We start from the raw sequence: 14916 nt of genomic DNA, 5'->3' as shown, positions 1-14916 counted from the left end.
GAGTCATGGCATGCACGAACTACCGCGGCGTCCCGTCCGGCAGGAGCTTGCTCCGTAGAAGTTCCGCGCCAGCGGAACTTCCAACGCGCCCGCCAGGGCCCGCTCACCCCAGTCGCCGGCATTTCCTGCAACGCATGACGAGCTTCGCGGCGCTCGCGGCGGCGGCGGGCGCAAGTCGCGCCACGGAGGCCGAGGCGTGGCGCACCCAGGGACCGCCGATCACGGTTGAAGAGGTAAACGCGTACCCCATCTACATCAACCAGCGATCGGAAGGCCTCCTCGACCCACCCACGTTCTCCGGCGACGACGACAGGCGGCGCTGGCGCTGGGGCGGCCCGTTCGAGCAGTTGCCGTCAGCGATCATCGCCGTCATCAAGACCGACCAGGGCATCACCGGCTTCGGGATGGGGGCGGGCGGCACCGCGGCGGTCGAAGTCATCGACGGCCACCTGCAACACCTCGTCGTCGGCGCGAATCCGCTGAACGCCGAGCAGCTCTGGGACCAGATGTACAGCTCGGCGCTCTTCTACGGTCGGCGCGGCCTCTTCGTCATGGCGCTGAGCGCGGTCGACAACGCGCTCTGGGATATCGCCGGCAAGCACGCGGGGCGTCCGGTTCACGAGATGATCGGCGGCGTCTCGCGCGACCGGCTCGCCATCTATCAGACCGGGGGCGACGTCGCCCAGGGCCGCGCGCGGGGGATCCGCCACTTCAAGCGATCGGCCCCGGTCGGGCCGCACACGACCCCCGCGGATCAGGCGCGCCTGGTGGAGTCCGTGCTGGAGGCGCGCGATGCGGTGGGTCCCGACGGCAACCTGATGACCGACTGCGTGTCCCGCAACGGCACCGTCGAGTGGGCGGTCGGCTTCGCCGAACAGCTACGCGACGCGAACCTCTACTTCATGGAGGAGTTGCTCTCGCCGGACGACGTCTTCGGCTACGCCGAGCTGGTTCAGCGAATCGGGGGCGGCGGGCCCGGATGGACGCGCGTCGCCTGCGGCGAGCACGAGTACACCGAGCATGGCTTCGACGTCCTGGTTCGCACGGGTGCGGCGGAGATCCTGCAGCCCGACATCACCTGGTGCGGCGGCCTGACGGCGGGGCGGCGAATCCGCGATCTGGTGGAAGGGGCGGGCCTGGAGCTCATTCCGCACCGCGGCGGCAGCGTCTGGGGCCTGCCGATCGCCCTTACCGCCGCGAGCTGCACGATGGCGGAGAGCTTTCCGGCCGGCTCGCCCATCCTGGAGGCGATGTCGCCGCCCTTCGAGAACGGCGATGCGGTCGCGACCACCGCGCCGGGATTCGGGTCGACGCTGACGGAGGAGATGGTGCTCGACTCCCGCCTGCCGGGAACCTACTGACGCGCCGGTTACGCGGCGAGCGCGCTGGCTTCACTACGGTGCGCCGGCCTCCAGGCCGGCAAGAGAATCAAAGCCGGCGTGGACGCCGGCGCACCGCTGGCGCTAACGGGGATACCATTCGGCGTCGCGCACTTCGATCGGCTCTCCGTCCAGCGCGTCCCGCAACGCCTGAATAGTCGCGGCGACCTGGGACGCATTGTCCGGGCGTTGCCGGCTCCGGTCGCCGAACCAGCCTGCCGACGCGTTGTCGTAGTGGTACACGTAGACGACCGACGGTCCGAACGTCTTGACGCATTCGGCGACGGGCCGCGGGCGCATTCGATCGACGGGCAGGTTCATCGGCATGAAGGCGACGTCTATGTCGCGCAGCGCCTGGATTTCCGGCACGCACTCGCCGACGCCGGAAAAGAAGATGCGCTGGCCGCCCAGCGTGACGACATAGCCGTTCGCCTCCCCCTTGGGATGCCAGGGCTGGCCCGGCGTCATGTCGTAGGCGGGAACCGCCTCGACGGGAATGCCGGCGAACACGCCCTGCTCACCGTTCGCGAGCACGTCTCCCCCGTCGAACCGCTCGGCCGCCGCCGCCGTCAGGACGACCGGCGCGCCCGGCTTCCGGAGCTGCGTGATGGCGTCCGGGTCCAGATGATGAGACGGATCGTCGGTCACCAGGATCAGGTCGGCCTGCTTCGCCCGCGAGAGATCGCCGGCGCTCCACGGATCGACGTGAACGACCGTCCCGTTGTGTTCCACCTGCACCGACGCGTGCAGTATCGGGGTGATCACGATGTCGCCGCCATCGGCGGCGATTCGATGCGGTTCCTGCGACGCCGCCGGGGCGGCAACGCAGACGAGCGCGGCAACGACGGTAACGGCGAAAGGCAGTCGGGACATGTCCGCCATCCTAGCAGCTACGCCAGCCAGGTGGCGGCGGCAACGACGGTCAGGAGAGCCGCCACCGCGACCACGCGGCCGGCCAGTCGATAGTCGGTCGAGCTCCCGCCCGGAGGATCGTCAGGTTCCCCGATCCAGCGATCGGTGACCAGTCGCCCCTGAAAGTGGATTGGGCCCGCGAGGCGCCGGCGGATGGCGCCCGCCAGGGCCGTCTCGCTCCAGCCGGCGTTCGGCCCCGGCACGACGGCGTGCTGGGACCAGCCAACGCGCGCCGCCGCAACGCCCGATGCCCCCGGGACCACTGCTCCCGCCACGGCGATCAGGAGCCACCCCGCCCGCGCCGGCAGCAGGTTCATCGCGTCGTCCAGTCGAGCCCCGCACCAACCGAAGCGGGCGTAGCGCTCGGTCCGGTAGCCGACCATCGAATCCATGGTGCTTACCAGCTTGAAGATCACCAGACCGGGCAGTCCCGCCACTGCATACCACGCGATCGGCGAGACGAAGCCGTCCACCAGGCTCTCCCCGAAACTCTCGATCGCGCAGCGGCGGCAGCCCGCGGCATCCAGCCGCTCGACGTCGCGGCCGACGAGTCGCGCCGCGGCGCGGCGCGCGCCGTCGAGATCCCCGGCGTTGGCCGCCGCGTCGATCGCACGGCCGTGCGCGAACAGGTCCCCCAGGGCAAGCAGGCTGTACAGCAGAAAGCCATGTCCCGCCAGCGCGGCGACGGGATGAAGACCCTGGAGAACAACCAGGACCATCCCCGCGGCGCCGCCGCTCGCGGCGACAAGGAGCACGAACAGAACGCAGCCCCCCACATAGCCGTCGCAACCGACGGCGCGCAGGCGCGCCTCGAGGAAGACGAGTGCCTGGCCAATGAGACGGACCGGATGAAACCGGTAGCGCGGATCGCCCAACACGAGATCCGCCAGGGCCGCGGCGACCAGCAGATCGGCGCGGGGTGCGAGGAAGGTCAGGTCCACTTCGCGGCCCAGCCGACGGCTATGGCGCGCAACACCAGATCCACCGGACTGTCATCACGCGCGTCTCCCAGCGCGGCATGGAACGAAACCCAGTCCAATGGCCGCGCCGACACCGCGCAGGCGAGCGAGGCCGCCTGGTGGCGGAGCGCCTCGGCGGCGTAACCGGCCGGCAGGGTCCCGGCGGCGATGCGATCGAGCACGGCAGCGATCGCGTAGGCCGATGCAGCGACGCCCGGGTCGTAGAACAGCGCCCGCTGGTTGCGCTCGAGCAACGCATGCTGTGACTCCGGGAGCAGCTCGGCAAGCCGTTCGAGCGCCTCCGCCTCGGCAAAGCCGAAGCGTCCCAGAGCGTGCGCGAGGCCGCGGGTATACGAAGGCTCCAGTCCGTTCTGCCACCGCAACGCCTCCGCCGTCGCCTCCTTGACGGCGACGCCGATCAGCTCGCCCAGCTTGGCGTGCGGGCCGGTCGACTCGCGCGACCGGCGCGAGGGATCGAGCGGCGCGGCAATACAGAACTGATCCGTCCCGGTGCCGGTGGCGATCGCCGGCGACCGGCGGCTAGGGACCGCGAGGTCCGCCAGTGCGGCCGACTTCGCCTCCGTCATCGTCACCACCGCGCGCGCCTGCGCGGCGGACGTGATCGGGACGTTGATCAGCAGGAGCGTGTTGATCGTGCCGGCCATGGGGTTGACACGGCGCCAACTGCCATCGTCCGTCTCATGCCAGGATGCCGGCTCACCGGCCCGCGTGGCGTTGCCGGCTACCCCCGCCGTCACGAACGCGTCGGCCCGCAGTTCCTCGAACCCGGCGGACCGGTGGGCGGCGCACGCCATGTTGGCGGCGGTTCCCATCACCGCCGCCCGGTCCGGATCGATGCCAATCTCGCCACAAACGTCGCGGTGGTACGCCGGAAGCCCGAGCCGGCTGATCAGTTCGTGGCGCGCCGTATCGCCGCTCGCCTCACAGCTCTGATGGTTCACGAGGTAGCGCAGGTCTTCCTGCTCACCACCCTGGTGCGCCGACGTGCTGACTACCCGGTGCGGCATCAGCAGTTCGACCACCAGGAACCTGCCGCTGCGCCGCGCGATGAATTGACCGTCGCCGTGCAACACGTCCGCCGCGTCTCCTATCGCCGCCGTCGCTTCCGGGGTCTTCGGGTTCATCGCGTCGGCGGCATGCTACACTCTCGGCCACTGTTCGCGCCCCGACGAGTTGGGAAGTGGGTGAGAAACCCACACGGTCCCGCCACTGTAAGTGGGGAGCGGGCGGCAAGCGACGCTTCAGCGTCAGCCACTGTGCCGCGGGCATGGGAAGGCGTTGCCGCACCGTGTCGATCCACGAGTCAGGAGACCAGGCGTCGGGGAATCGGTAAACCTGCGGGCGCGGCGTGACCGATGCCGCACCGCATGCTCGGCGCGTGGAGACGCCGACTGGAGGTTCGGATGCGGTCCATCGGGGGCGCCGCGGCCGCGGCGCTGCTTCTTTTCTTCTCCCCCGTTCCCGGTCTGTTCAGCGCACCTGCGCACGCGCAGCAGACTTCCGGCCGGATCGAGGGCGTCGTCACCGACCAACTGGGCGGCGGGGTGGGCGGCGTCGTCACGGTCCTGCGCGACGGCAGTCCAGTGGCCGAGACGTCCGTCGCGGCGAACGGCGGCTTCACGTTCGACCACCTCGCCCCGGGACGCTACGTCGTCACCGCGCGCGCCGGCGGATTCGAGCCGCTGGCGGCGCACGTGTTCGTGAGCGCCGGTTCGACGGCGACGATCACGCTCGCGCTGACCATCGGGCCGATCGCGCAGCACGTCGTAGTGACCGCCGCCGCGGCGGACCTGCCGCAGGCGCGGAGCGGCGCGCCGGCCATGGTGGTGACGTCCGAGACGCTCGACCGCCTGGAGAAAGTCGACATTCTCGAAGCGCTCCGCCTGACCCCGTCCGCCAACATCGTGCAGACGGCGGGACGCGGCGGCACGACGTCGGTCTTCATTCGGGGCGGCGACTCCGACTTCAACAAGGTGTTGATCGACGGCGTGCCGGCCAACGATATCGGCGGGGCGTTCGCGTGGGCCACCGTCGCCGCAACCGGCGTCGAGCGGGTCGAGGTGCTGCGCGCCGCGAACAGCGTGACCTACGGCGCCGACGCGCTGAACGGCGTCATCAGCCTGACGACGCCGCGCGGTTCGACGCAGACGCCAACCGTCGCCTACACGGCCGATGGGGGCAACTTCGGCACGTCACGCCACGCCCTGTCGCTCGGCGGTCTGAACGGGCGGATCGACTACTTCGCCGACGTCTCGCGATTCCGGACCGGCAACGAGGTGCCCAACAACGCCTATGCCAACGTGACCGGCGCCGGCCGCTTGGGAATCCGGCTCGGCACGTCGACGGACATCAGCATCACCGTCCGCCGCATGGACGCGGACTACGAGGCGCCCAACGGCATCCTCTACTACGGCCGGCCGGACGACGCGTCGCAGACCCAGTTGCTGACGCTCGTGGGAGTGACCGCCTACTCCCAGGTGACCAGCCGCCTGCAGACGGCGTTGCAGTTCGGATCCATGGAGCGCGACTACGTCTTCTCCAATCCCGCACCGACCGGCGAGGCGTTCGATCCGTTCGGCTTCGGCGCCAACTACCTCGGCGACACGGTGACGGTGACCGGCGCGAACGGCTACAGCGTCACCGGGCGCGCCATCCTCGACTACGGCGGCGCCTATCCGTCCGTCTTCGAGTCCGACACGACCCGCCGCTTCGTGTCAGGGCGGGCGACGTACCGGGTGACCGGCGCACTCGACCTGACCGGGGGAGCCCGGATCGAGCGGGAGCAAGGCCGCTCCGGCAGCAGCGGCGAGATCCAGCGGGTCAACAGCGGAGCCTTCGTGGAAGCCCAGGCCAGCGGCGGCAACCGGTTGTTCGCCACCGGCGGCCTCGGCGTGGAACGGAACGGCCTGTTCGGCCGGGCAGTCACGCCGCGTGTCTCGCTGGCGTTCTACGCCCGCACGCCGGCGGCCGACGGCGGCAGCGTGGGCGCTACAAAGCTGACCGTCAACGCCGGCCGCGGCATCAAGGCGCCGTCCGTCTTCAACCAGACACAGTCGCTCTTCACGCTCCTCGAGTCGCTCGACGGCGGCGCGGAGGTCGTTTCCCGGTTCGGCATCGCGCCGATCGGGCCCGAACGGAGCCGGACGTTCGACGTCGGCGTCGAGCAGACCCTCGCCGGAGGACACCTGCAACTGCGGGCCGCCTGGTTCGACAACGTGTTCACCGACCAGGTTGAGTACGTCAACAAGTCGGTGCTGCCCCAGTTGGGCGTGGCGACCGACGCCGCCGCGGCAGTGCCGTTCGGGGCCAACGTCAACGCCTCGTCATTCCGGGCGCGCGGCCTGGAGACCTCCGCCGACCTGCGCGCCGGCAACATCGAGATGTTCGGGTCGTACGCGTACGTCGACGCGGAGGTGACGGCATCGTTCAGCAGCAGCGCCCTCGCCCCGGTCTTCAATCCCGCGTGGCCCGACATCGCCATCGGCCAGTACTCCCCGCTGGTGGGCGAACGCCCGTTCCGCCGGCCCCGGCATGTCGCGAACCTGCGCGTGTCGTACCTGCTCGGCTCGGGTCAAGTGACGCTCGCCGGCTTCTTCTCCGGAAAGTCGGACGGCAGCACGTTCCTGGCCGATCCGTTCTTCGGCCCGTCGATGCTGCTACCCAACCGCGACCTGGGTCAGGCCTACCAGAAGATCGACCTGAGCACGTCCTGGCGACTCCACCCGCGTGTACGCTGGTTCGCGAGCATCGAGAACCTGCTGGACCAGGACTACGCGGCGGCAACCGGCTTCCCGTCGCTCGGGGCGGCCTTCCGCTCCGGGGTGTCGGTCACGCTGGGCGGCGACTGATCAACGCCCCGGACACAAGAGGAGAGGGAAACCATGAGCAGTATTGCCACGACGCGCGGCGACGGCGGCGAGACCGGTCTTCTGGGCGGGACCCGCGTCCGCAAGTCGTCGCCTCACATCGAGGCGTGCGGCGCGGTGGACGAACTGAACGCGCAGATCGGCCTGGCCCGATCCATCTGCCGGGACGAGCCGGTGGGCGCCCTGCTGAAGGAGATCCAGCGCGAGCTGTTCGTCGTCGGGGGCGAGCTCGTCACACCGGCGAACGCGCCCGAGACGCGGAGCGGACGCCCGCTCAGCCGCGTGACCGACGCCATGGTCGAGCGTCTCACCGGCGAGGTGCATCGCATCGAGGGAATCGAGGGGGTCCTGGGCGACTGGTCGCTGCCGGGTGAAGATCCGGTCGCGTCAGCCCTCGACGTCGCCCGCACCGTCTGCCGCCGCGCCGAACGGGATGCGGTCCGCCTGATGGAAGCGGGAGCGGAAGTGCGGCCGCCCGTGCTCGCCTATCTCAACCGGCTCTCGGACCTGCTTTGGCTGTGCGGCCGTCTCCTGGAACACCAGGCGGGCCTCGACGCTTCCCTCCGGACTGACGATCGGCCCGGACCGAACTGGTCCCGCGCCTGGTGACGGACCTCAGTCCTGAGTGTCGTCCGCGGGCCGCGGATCGGAGAACCCGGGATACCAGTAGACCGCGTGACACGCCTCGCACGCGAGATCCAGCTCGGTGCCGGCGTTGAGCAGCGCGTCGACGTCACGCGCGTCGACCGCCTCGAGGACGGTCAGGCTGGCCGCGGTGAACTCCTGCGACACCTCGACCCACGTCTGCCAGTCCTCATCGACCAGGGTCTGAATCGCGTCCGGGTGGAGGTCGATCCCGGGCAGCTCCGAGCGTGACGTCGGCGCCGCGATCCGGCGTCCCTCCACGAGCAGCAGGTTGGCGGACTCGGCGAGCGTCACGGCCTGGCGCCGCAGCCGGATCCAGTCACCCTCGGACTCCGGCACGATCTCGATGATCCCATCGGGGGTGGCGTCAACGACGACCGCATCCCAGACCGCGTCGGCGGCCGGATCGATCATCGTGCGCATCAGTTCCTCGACCGTCGCGGTCGGCCGGAACGGCGGCGGCTCCACTTCCGCCGCGCAGCCCGGGAGACCGAGCAGCAGCGCGAACGCCGCCGCCGAGGACGCGGAGATGCACCGCTGCATTATCCGTTCAGGTCGACCACGCCCCGGCCCGCCATTTCGCCGGCCAGGATCCGGTCGATTGCCTCCGACAGCGTGTCGAGGGTCAGCGGCACGACCAGCGCCTCGAGGTCGAGCATCCACGGTCCGGCCAGCCGGTTCCAGATCTCACGCTTCCGCTCCAGCGGCGGCACGACGGAGTCGATTCCCAGCAGGTTGACGCCCCGCAGAATGAACGGGAAGACCGTTGCGGGGACCTCCGGCGACGCCACCAGGCCGCAGGCGGCGACGCTCGCGTCGTAGCGGAGCGCCTTGATCACGTTGAAGAGAATAGGCCCGCCGACCGTATCGACGGCGCCGCCCCACTTCGGCCACAGCAGCGGCTTGTTCGCGCCTTCCAGCGCCTCTTCGCGCGAGAGGATCGTGCTCGCGCCGAGGCTGCGAAGAAAGTCATGGCGCGACGCCTTGCCGGTGACCGCGTGAACGTCGTAGCCCAGCTTCGCCAGCAGCATGACGGCAACCGATCCCACGCCGCCCGTCGCGCCGGTCACCACTACGGGACCGCCGTCCGGCGTCATGCCGGCCGCTTCCAGCTTGTCGACCGAGAGCGCCGCCGTGAACCCGGCGGTCCCGAGGATCATGCTGCTGCGCGCATCCAGACCGTGCGGCATCGCGACGGCCCAGCCCGCCGGCACGCGGATCCGTTGCCCGAACCCGCCCGGCGTGCCCATGCCGAGATCGAAGCCGCAGACGATGACCGCGTCGCCGGGTGAGAAGTCGGGCGAGGCGGATTCGACGACCGTGCCCGCGGCGTCGATACCGGGCGTATGCGGGAAACTGCGCGTCACCCCCGGGTTGCCGATGGCCGAGAGCGCATCCTTGTAGTTGAGCGACGACCACGTGACATCGATCAGCAAGTCGCCTTCGGGCAGATCGACCACTTCCCGTTCGACGATGCTCCGGACGAACCGGCCGTCTTCCGTCTTCTCAACCCGGAACGCGCGAAACGGCATCTGAGGGGGCGCTAGCTCCACAACTCCAGAACCACGGCCATGACCACGATCGAGGCAGGCTCCAACCCCACCGCCAGATAGTCCACTTCCGCCAGGTCCATACCCTCAGTCCTCTTTCCACGGGTTGTTGGCGAAGATGGCGAGTTCCGGCCACAACGCGCGCGGATGCATCTCCAGCGCCGACATGATCGTCCGGGCGATGTCGACCGCGTACAACTTGTTCGGGTTGTTGCGGCCGGTCTTCCCCATCCAGTTGGTCTGCACTTCCGACGGCAGCACGGAGATGACGTGAACGCCGTGCGGCCGCAGCTCCGCCTGCCAGCACTGGCTGATGCCGCGCACCGCCCACTTGCTGGCGGCATACACCGTCCCGCCCGCCGCGCCCTTCATGCCGGAGGTCGACGCGACGTTGATGATGGCGCCGCTCTGCTGCGCCTTCAGCATCGGCGCGACGCGGTTCGTCAGGTCGACCAGGCCGAACACGTTGATGTCGAACAGGGCCCGCATCCGGTCCATGTCAATCGAGCCGAGCGGGTTGGCGTAGCCGACGCCGGCGTTGTTGACGAGAATGTCCAGTCCGCCCATGCGTTCGACGCACGCGTCGACCGTACGCTGGTTGTCCTCGGCGACGGCCACGTCCGCCCGGATTCCGTGCGCGCCCGTCGCGGTCGCAACAGCGGCAATCCGCGCCTCGTCCCGGCCCGTAAAGACCACGTCATGCCCGCGCTCGCGAGCCAGACGCACGAGCGCCTCGCCGATTCCCTGGCTCGCGCCCGTGATCAGAAATCGCTGTCTCTCCATGAACTGAACGGGCGTCCCACCGAACCGCGGCGGGAAGGCAGGGAGGGATCGTCAGTCCGCCGGACGGATCGGACCGCCGTCCGCCCTCGTCAGCTCGGCGCAGCACATGCCGTGCGTTCCCGGAGCGCGGGACGGCTGCCCGACGGCGCGGACGGTGTCGCCCACCTTGATGGTCTCGGGGCTCCAGCCGCGGCGGCTCATGGAGACGGCGGTGCCCATCTCGATCTCCCAGTGGATCGTCTCGCCGTTCTCATCCTCGCCGTCGAGAAAGAGGAACGAGTGGGGATTCCGGAACAGGAAGCGGGTAACCGTGCCGACCGCCTCCACGCTCTTCGTGTTGTCGTAGAACGGGGCGCTCGCGTGGTGCGCCGTCGCGGGCGCGCCGGTCAGGACGAACGCGATGGCCACCGCTCCCGCGGCTGCCGCTGTCCAAAGCAGGATTCTCACCGATCTACCCTCCTTCATCGTTACCGGCGCCGCTACCGATACTTCGGGACCATGAACTTCACCGGCAGGCGCGCAATCTCGGGGTCGCACTCGTAGGACTGCAGCTTGTAGTCCTCCGGCGCCGGGTTCCACTGCGTCGTGAAGGCCGCCGGCTCGCGCAGGAACAGCTCGTCCTCCACCGTGACCGTCACCTTCAACTGCTCCCCTTCACGCCAGTAGCGCTCCGTCACCTTCTTGAGCTGCGACGACGGGATGCCGTTGTAGTCGTCGAAGCCGCTGATGTCGAACGTGAAGTGCGTGGTCGTCACCAGCAGCGCGCCATCCTCGTAGTGACCGACCGACACGCCCTGCAGGCTGTAGTCCATCGCCGTCGGCTCACGGCCGTCCAGCCAGACGGTGCGCAACTGGTCGTCCTTCTCGTAGCGGAGCAGCACGCGATCGGGCCACTGCACCACTTCCATCATGTAGGGGTCGTAGATCAGCGCCGGCGGCGTCGACGGCACGCAGTCGTACTTCGCCGCGATCGCCTCGTCGAACGCCTCCTGGTACGCCAGGCCCCGTTCGTTGAGCACCGGGAAGTTCTCTCCCGGCACCCATGGCATGTTCGGGCCGTTGATCGGCCGCGAACCCGGCCCGCCGTCCCAGGTGCCTTCCAGATCCGGGATCTCCACAGCGTCCTGTGCAAACCCGACTCCCGGCGCGCCCCACAACAGCAGGGCCGCCACGATGATCACCCGCGTCCGCCGTACATCCACCCATCTCGGCATGGTCGCTGAACCTCTCGCTTGCGTCGTCCTGCCGCGATTCTACACCGGCCGGCGGTCAATCCTCCTTCGGCAGGGCGAAGGCGAGGATCAGGGCGCCGCCCCGCCGGCCCCGGTCGCCCCCACCCGACGCGACGGTGACGAACTGCTCGCCGTTCACCATGTAGACCGAGGGAGACGAGAAGACCCCGGCGCCGGTGTTGAAGCGGTAGAGCTCCTCGCCCGTCCGCGCGTCGATCGCGAAGAAATAGCCGGCGAGGTTGCTCCCGGTTCCGACGAACACGACGCCGCCGGAAGTGACCACCGGCCCCGCCTGGCCGTACCCCTCGTAGATCCGCCGCCAGACCATCTCGCCGGTCGTGGGATCGTAGGCCGTGAAGAACATCCGGGGACCGCGTCCCGAATTGAAGGGCTGATCGATCGCGTTGACGTAAAGCAGACCCGTCTCCTTGCTGAAGGCGAGGGGCCCGTAGCTCGGACCGCCGCCGTAGCCGGGAGCGAAAATCTGATCCGGCGCCATCGGCGTGAAAATCGGCACGAGGGTCTTGCCCTCCGCATGATCGGCGGGGATGGCCTCCGGGAAGATCGGCGAGGCCGGCAGCATCGGCTCGCCGGCCGCGGTGTGCGGGATCGGCTGTGTCGGCCACGGCTCCTCCCCTTCCCGATCGGTCTCGGTCGGCACCGGGGTCTCGACTATCGAGTGAATCGGCTCGCCGGTCTCCCGGTTCAGCAGATACACGAAGCTGTTCTTGTTCGCCTGCGCCAGCGCGGGCACCCGCTCGCCGTCCACTTCGATGTCGAACAGGATCGGCTGGCTGCCGTTGTCGTAGTCCCAGACATCGTGGTGGACGAGCTGGTAGTACCAGCGCAACTCGCCCGTGTCGAGACTGAGGGCCAGGACCGAGTCGGTGAAGAGATTCAGGCCGGACCGCTTCGTGCTGTCGCCGAACGGGTTGCCTACGGCGACGTAGAGCAGGCCCAGCTCCGGGTCGATCGACGGCGTCTCCCAGATGCCGCCGCCCTCTCGACCGCCGCCAACCCAGGTCGGACCGGCTATGTCCCAACCCTGATCGTTCTCGTCCTGCGGGATCGTGTTGAAGTGCCAGAGCACTTCGCCCGTCCTCGCATCGACGGCCAGAACGTGCCCCCCCGGAATCAGGCTCTCGCTCCGCGTCGATCCGACGTAGATGACGCCGTCGTGGATCTGCGGCGCCGTCGTGAACCAGTAGCCCATCGAAATGGCGGTTTCGACATCGGGATAGCGGAGGCGCAGCACATCGAGGATGACCGACGCCTGGCCGTTGTCGCCGAAGGTCTCGATCGGCTCCCCCGTCTCGGCATCGAGCGCGAAAATGAACGACCCGGCGGCGCTGTACACGACGCCGTCCTCGTAGGTGGGACCGCGGTGGCGGAAGATGTAGCCCTCCTCCCGGCCCCCGCCGAGCTGGTTGGTCACGTCGTAGGTCCAGAGGTGATGGCCGTTGTGAGCGTCGACGGCGTAGACGCTGCCCCGCGAGTCGGTCAGGTACATGACGCCATCGATGACGATCGGCGTCGTCTGGTTGCTCACGCCGTCGATGACGCCATGCTGAAACAGCCAGCGCGGCTCCAGCCGGTGGGCGTTCTCGGGCGTGATCTGATCGATCTCGGCGTATCGGCTCCCGTGCAGGTCGAGATTGTGCAGGCGCCAGTCGACGTTCTGCCCCGCGGCCGGGGAAGTCGCGCCGAGGAACAGCACCACGACCGCGGCCACAGCCGCCACCACGCCCGAACCCGCCGTAAATCCGTGCCTATGCGTCATCAATCGACCTCCAGCCGGAAAGCATAGTCGAATCACCCGGAAGGGGCGACGCGCCGTTGTCTTCTGCCGCCCAGCGGCGTAAGGTGCAGTGATCGGGGAGGGAGCGGCAAGCCATGACGACCATCGACAGGCGGCGTTTCCTGGAAGTCGGCACGCTCGGCGTCGGCTACGGCCTCGCCGGGGCGAGCCCGGTGGAGGCGCGGCGTGGATCGGCGGCGGCCAAGCCAGCGGCCACGGCGCTGGAAGATACGCGGGAGGTGCGCATGTCGGGCGACGGCCTCGGCCTGACCCCGGCGGAGTCGGCGCAGCTCCTGGCCGAGCTGACCGCCGGTGGCGACGTGGCGCGCGACTCCTACTCGAACGGCGGCGCCGTCGAGCGGCTCGAGAACGTGTTCGCGGAGCTGCTCGGCAAGGAACGGGCCGTCTTCATGCCCACCGGGACGCTCGCCAACCATCTCGCGGTGCGCGCGCTGGCCGGTGGCGCCGGACGCGCCATCGTGCAGGCAGACAGCCACCTGTACAACGACTCGGGCGACTGCGTGCAGACGCTCAGCGGCATCACCCTCATCCCGCTCGGCGCCGGGCGTCCGGATTTCACGGCCGAGGACGTGGAAGCGACCCTGGACCGCACGGCCAGCGGACGGGTCAGCGCGCCGATCCGGGTCATCTCGATCGAAACGCCGGTCCGCCGGCACTTCGGAGCCACCTTCGACCCGCGCGAGCTGAGCCGCATAGTCTCGCTGGCGCAGCGCGAGGGTATCCGCCTCCATCTCGACGGGGCGCGCATCTTCCTGCAGGCGGCCTACGAGGACCGCGACGTCGCGGAGTACGCGGCGCCCTTCGACACCGTCTACGTATCGCTCTACAAGTACTTCAACGCACCGTCCGGGGCGATCCTCGCCGGCCCCCGTGCCCTGCTCGACGGCATGTACCACACGCGGCGGATGTTCGGGGCGGGCCTGCCGGCGGCGTGGCCGTTCGCCGCCATGGCGCACCACTACCTGCCCGGCTTCGTCGGCCGCTACCGCCGGGCCATTGACGTCTCGCGCGCCTGGTCCGAGAGGATCGGCCGGCACGACGCCTTCTCGATCGAACCGGTCGCGAGCGGAACCAACCTTTCCTGGCTGACGGTAGGGGCCCGCGACATCGCCGCGTTCAGACGCCGGTTGCGCGACGCGGATGTGGCGGTCGGAGCAGCGCGGAACGGACGCATCCTGGTCGGCGTCAACGAAACCTGGAATCGCCGGCCGGCCGAGGAGCTGGCGGATTTGTTCGTGGCCTCACTATAGGAGCCCGTTACGGCGCGGGTCGCGGCGTTGAACGGATGCCGGCCTGGAGGCCGGCGCACCGTGGCGCCCGCGCGCGTTCGGCAAGGCCGCGCGGGCTGGAGACGGATCGCCTCAGGAAGCGCGCAAGGCAGCCACCGCGAGTAGCGCCCATCCAGCAATCATGCAGAGGCCGCCGATCGGGGTAATGGCCCCCAGCCAGCGGATACCGGAGATGGAGAGGATGTACAGACTGCCGGAGAAGATCACGATGCCCGCGACGAACAACCACCCGGCGGCATTGACGAACGGGCCAGGCCAGCGCGACGCCGCCCACGCCACGACAAAGAGGGCGAGCGCATGGATGAAGTGGTACCGGACACCGGTCTCGAAGATCGCAAGCATGTCCGTCCCCAGACGATCGCGCAGCGTGTGGGCGCCGAACGCTCCGAGCATGACGCCGACCCCGCACAACGCGGCGCCGGTTGCGAACCATCCTGCGACCATGCGTCTATGATACCGCC

The 14916-nt window shown here is 69.3% G+C and carries 14 protein-coding genes and 1 riboswitch; of the genes, 4 read left to right on the top strand and 10 right to left on the bottom strand.

The genetic code is table 11. The features are described from left to right. Nucleotides 1-5 precede the first annotated feature (5 nt). Nucleotides 6-1361, top strand: a complete 1356-nt coding sequence (locus tag F4Y45_18340; protein ID MXY26466.1) for a hypothetical protein — start codon at nucleotides 6-8, stop codon at nucleotides 1359-1361. 102 nt (nucleotides 1362-1463) lie between these two features. Here F4Y45_18340 and F4Y45_18335 read toward each other — a convergent pair whose 3' ends face one another. From F4Y45_18335 to F4Y45_18325, 3 genes are read right to left on the bottom strand one after another with little or no spacing between them, the layout of a single operon-like run. Next, entirely contained in the window at nucleotides 1464-2261 is a 798-nt protein-coding gene (locus F4Y45_18335; GenBank protein MXY26465.1) for an MBL fold metallo-hydrolase, read from the bottom strand. An 8-nt stretch (nucleotides 2262-2269) separates the two neighbouring features. After that, nucleotides 2270-3244 carry a cobalamin biosynthesis protein gene (locus F4Y45_18330; GenBank protein ID MXY26464.1) on the bottom strand — a complete coding sequence of 325 codons (975 nt, stop codon included), beginning with the start codon at nucleotides 3242-3244 and terminating at the stop codon, nucleotides 2270-2272. Then, on the bottom strand, nucleotides 3223-4395 hold the full coding sequence (locus F4Y45_18325; GenBank protein MXY26463.1) for an adenosylcobinamide amidohydrolase: 1173 nt from the start codon (nucleotides 4393-4395) through the stop codon (nucleotides 3223-3225). The genes F4Y45_18330 and F4Y45_18325 overlap by 22 nt, the downstream gene beginning before the upstream one ends. A gap of 11 nt (nucleotides 4396-4406) precedes the next feature. Next, a riboswitch (cobalamin riboswitch) is annotated at nucleotides 4407-4606 on the top strand. A 20-nt stretch (nucleotides 4607-4626) separates the two neighbouring features. Between F4Y45_18325 and F4Y45_18320 the strand changes: the two genes are divergently transcribed. Then, on the top strand, nucleotides 4627-7119 hold the full coding sequence (locus F4Y45_18320; GenBank protein MXY26462.1) for a TonB-dependent receptor plug domain-containing protein: 2493 nt from the start codon (nucleotides 4627-4629) through the stop codon (nucleotides 7117-7119). A 33-nt stretch (nucleotides 7120-7152) separates the two neighbouring features. Further along, a complete protein-coding gene (locus tag F4Y45_18315; protein ID MXY26461.1) occupies nucleotides 7153-7746 on the top strand; it encodes a cob(I)yrinic acid a,c-diamide adenosyltransferase in 594 nt (197 codons plus the stop codon). 6 nt (nucleotides 7747-7752) lie between these two features. Here F4Y45_18315 and F4Y45_18310 read toward each other — a convergent pair whose 3' ends face one another. The 6 genes from F4Y45_18310 to F4Y45_18285 all read right to left on the bottom strand — a co-directional run bounded on the left by F4Y45_18310 (nucleotide 7753) and on the right by F4Y45_18285 (nucleotide 13127). Continuing rightward, on the bottom strand, nucleotides 7753-8325 hold the full coding sequence (locus tag F4Y45_18310; GenBank protein MXY26460.1) for a hypothetical protein: 573 nt from the start codon (nucleotides 8323-8325) through the stop codon (nucleotides 7753-7755). After that, nucleotides 8325-9314 (bottom strand): YhdH/YhfP family quinone oxidoreductase, encoded by a 990-nt coding sequence (locus tag F4Y45_18305; protein MXY26459.1) that lies wholly within the window; start codon nucleotides 9312-9314, stop codon nucleotides 8325-8327. Before F4Y45_18305 ends, F4Y45_18310 begins: the two co-directional genes overlap by 1 nt. Before the next feature lie 105 nt (nucleotides 9315-9419). Beyond that, a complete protein-coding gene (locus tag F4Y45_18300) occupies nucleotides 9420-10115 on the bottom strand; it encodes an SDR family NAD(P)-dependent oxidoreductase (protein MXY26458.1) in 696 nt (231 codons plus the stop codon). A gap of 51 nt (nucleotides 10116-10166) precedes the next feature. Continuing rightward, nucleotides 10167-10562 carry a hypothetical protein gene (locus F4Y45_18295; protein MXY26457.1) on the bottom strand — a complete coding sequence of 132 codons (396 nt, stop codon included), beginning with the start codon at nucleotides 10560-10562 and terminating at the stop codon, nucleotides 10167-10169. Between the two features lie 32 nt (nucleotides 10563-10594). Continuing rightward, entirely contained in the window at nucleotides 10595-11329 is a 735-nt protein-coding gene (locus tag F4Y45_18290) for a hypothetical protein (protein MXY26456.1), read from the bottom strand. 55 nt (nucleotides 11330-11384) lie between these two features. Beyond that, nucleotides 11385-13127 (bottom strand): PQQ-binding-like beta-propeller repeat protein, encoded by a 1743-nt coding sequence (locus tag F4Y45_18285; GenBank protein ID MXY26455.1) that lies wholly within the window; start codon nucleotides 13125-13127, stop codon nucleotides 11385-11387. Between the two features lie 113 nt (nucleotides 13128-13240). On the opposite strand from F4Y45_18285, the gene F4Y45_18280 reads away from it, so the two are divergent. Continuing rightward, nucleotides 13241-14416, top strand: coding sequence for a low specificity L-threonine aldolase (locus tag F4Y45_18280; protein ID MXY26454.1), 1176 nt, complete (start codon nucleotides 13241-13243; stop codon nucleotides 14414-14416). A 111-nt stretch (nucleotides 14417-14527) separates the two neighbouring features. On the opposite strand, the gene F4Y45_18275 is transcribed toward F4Y45_18280, so the two are convergent. Next, a complete protein-coding gene (locus tag F4Y45_18275; protein ID MXY26453.1) occupies nucleotides 14528-14899 on the bottom strand; it encodes a DUF423 domain-containing protein in 372 nt (123 codons plus the stop codon). Between the last annotated feature and the right edge of the window lie 17 nt (nucleotides 14900-14916).

The sequence above is a fragment of the Acidobacteriota bacterium genome, from assembly GCA_009838525.1.
Taxonomy (GTDB): Bacteria; Acidobacteriota; Vicinamibacteria; order Vicinamibacterales; family UBA8438; genus VXRJ01.
This window is presented reverse-complemented; position numbering and strand designations above follow the sequence as displayed.